The sequence below is a fragment of the Streptomyces sp. NPDC001858 genome, from assembly GCF_053594615.1.
In genome coordinates, this window is record NZ_JBSFEV010000106.1 from 1 (window position 1) to 2,994 (window position 2,994).

The 2,994-nt window shown below is 67.0% G+C and carries 1 protein-coding gene; it reads left to right on the plus strand.

Annotated elements, in window-relative coordinates; genetic code table 11:
* Positions 1 to 74: 74 nt before the first annotated feature.
* On the plus strand, positions 75 to 2,994 hold a 2,920-nt coding region (locus tag ACWCPF_RS45300; protein WP_451051009.1), incomplete at its 3' end, for an AMP-binding protein.

Sequence of the window (2,994 nt, forward strand, 5' to 3'; positions counted from 1 at the left end):
TGGATGAGTTGGTGCGGGTGGCGGGGGATCGGGCGGTGTTCAATCATTACGGTCCGACGGAGACGACGGTGGGGGTGGTTGCGGGTCGGTTGTCGGGTGGGGTGGCGGCTGGTGGGGTGGTGCCGTTGGGTCGGCCGTTGGCGAATACGCGGGTGTTCGTCCTGGATGAGGGTCTGGGGCCGGTGCCGGTGGGTGTGGTGGGTGAGTTGTATGTGGCGGGTGCGCAGTTGGCGCGTGGGTATGTGGGGCGTGCGGGGTTGACGGGGGAGCGGTTTGTGGCGTGTCCGTTCGGGGTGGGTGAGCGGATGTACCGGACGGGGGATTTGGTGCGGTGGCTGCCTGATGGGCAGTTGGCGTTTGTGGGGCGGGCCGATGAGCAGGTGAAGGTCCGCGGGTTCCGGATCGAGCCCGGTGAGATCGAGGCCGTCCTGCGGAGTCACCCGCTGGTCGGTCAGGTGGCAGTGGTCGTCCGGGAGGACATGCCCGGGGACAAGCGTCTCGTCGGCTATGTGGTGCCGGCTGCCCACGAGGGCGCTGAGGACGACGGGTTGGCGGATGTGCTGCGGGAGTTGGCGGGGCGGCGGTTGCCGGAGTACATGGTGCCGGCGGCGGTGGTGGTGCTGGCGGAGTTGCCGTTGACGGTGAACGGGAAGCTGGATCGTCGGGCGTTACCGGCGCCGGACTATGCCGCGGGTGTGAGTGTGGGCGCGGGTCGGGGGCCGGTGTCAGTCGAGGAGGAGATTCTGTGCGAGGTGTTCGCGCAGGTGTTGGGGCTGGAGTCGGTCGGGGTCGATGACGACTTCTTCGAGCTGGGTGGGCATTCGCTGTTGGCGGTGTCGTTGGTGGAGCGGTTGCGTGGGCGGGGTGTGTCGGTGTCGGTGCGGGCGTTGTTCGAGGCTCCGACGCCGGCCGGGCTGGCTGGGGCGGTTGCGGCGGTGCCGGTGGTGGTGCCGGAGAACCTGATTCCGGTGGGTGCGGGCCGGATCACGGCGGACATGTTGCCGTTGGTGGAGTTGTCGGATGTCGATGTGGAGCGGATCGTCGCCGGGGTGGAGGGTGGCGCGGTCAATGTCGCGGACGTGTATCCGTTGGCGCCGCTGCAGGAAGGGCTCCTCTTCCACCACCTGATGGCTGCCGACGGGGGGCAAGACCCGTACGTGACGACGCGGGCGCTGGAGTTCGACTCCCGGGCACGGCTCGACGGGTTCGCCCAGGCGTTGCAGCGTGTGGTGGACCGGCACGACATCTATCGCACGGCGGTGGTGTGGGAGGGGCTGCCGGAGCCGGTGCAGGTGGTGTGGCGGCACGTGGCACTGCCGGTGGTGACCCATGTGCTCGAGGGTTCCGATGCCGCTGCCGATCCGGTGGCGGCCTTGGTGGAGCAGGTCGGCTCGGGGATGGATTTGGGGCGGCCGCCGTTGATGGACCTGCATGTGGCCGAGGTTGCGGACGGCCGTTGGCTCGGGTTACTGCGGATGCACCACATGGTCCTGGACCACCACGGGCTGGATGTGCTGATGCAGGAGCTGCAGGCCATCCTGACCGGGCGTGGAGATGAGCTCGCGGCGGCGTTGCCGTTCCGGAACTTCGTTGCTCAGGCTCGTAGTGTTTCGCGGGAGGAGCATGAGCGGTTCTTCGAGGAGTTGTTGGGTGATGTGACCGAGCCGACGGCGCCGTATGGACTGATGGACGTTCGTGGCGATGGTACGGCGTTGCTGTCGGCTGAGTTGGCGGTGCCGCAGGAGGTTGTGGACCGGTTGCGTGAGGTGACCCGGCGGTTGGGGGTCAGTGCGGCGACGGTGTTGCATGTGGCGTGGGCGCGGGTGCTGGCCGTGGTCTCGGGTCGTGACGATGTGGTGTTCGGGACGGTGTTGTTCGGGCGGATGAACGCGGGTGCGGGTGCCGACAGGGTCGTAGGCCCGTTCATGAACACGTTGCCGGTGCGGGTGCGGACCGAGCAGGTCGGCGTGCGGGCCGCGGTGGAGGAGATGCGGTCGCAGCTGGCGGCGTTGCTGGAGCACGAGCACGCACCCTTGGCGGTGGCGCAGCAGGCCAGTGGCGTCGAGGAGAGCACACCCCTGTTCACCTCACTGTTCAACTACCGCTACATCGGCCACGAACCCACGGGTCGGGACGGGGACGTCGTCCAGGACAGGGTGATAGAGGGAATTCAATCCGTACGGGTCCAGAATCGGACCAACTACCCGCTGGCCGTGGGGGTCAACGACCTCGGTGCGGATGGGTTCACTCTGAGCGTTCAGGCGGTGGACTCCGTTGATCCGTACGAGGTGGGGCTGTTGCTGTGCACGGCCGTGGAACGCATTGTCGCTGTGTTGAGTGACGCGGTGCGTGACGGGTCGGATGTTGCACTGCGCGCTGTGGATTTGCTTGATGCCCGACAGCGGGAGCTGCTGCTGGTGGAGTGGAACGACTCTGCTGTGGAGGTTGTGGATTCCACGGTGCATGGGTTGTTTGAGGCTCAGGTGGTGCGGTCTCCGGATGCGGTGGCGGTGGTGGGTGGTGGGGTGGAGTTGACGTATGCGGAGTTGGATGTGCGGGCGAATCGGGTGGCTGGGTATTTGGTGGATCAGGGTGTGGGTGTGGAGTCGGTGGTGGGGGTGGTGATGGAGCGTGGTGTTGATGTGGTGGTGGCGTTGTTGGGGGTGTTGAAGGCGGGGGCAGCGTATTTGCCGGTGGATCCGCAGTATCCGGTGGACCGGATCGCGTTGATGCTGGCTGACAGTGGTGCTGGGTGGGTGCTGACGTCGGTGGCGTGTGAGTCGGTGGCGGTCGAGTCGGCGCCGGCGCAGGTGGCGGTGACGGTGGTGGATGAGCCTTCGGTGGCCGCCGCTATTGCCGGGTGTTCTGGTTCTGCGCCGTCGGTGGTGGTGGATCCGGAGGGGTTGGCGTATGTGATTTATACGTCGGGGTCGTCGGGGGTGCCGAAGGGTGTGGGGGTGGTGCATGGGGGTGCGGTGAATTTGGCGGTGGCGC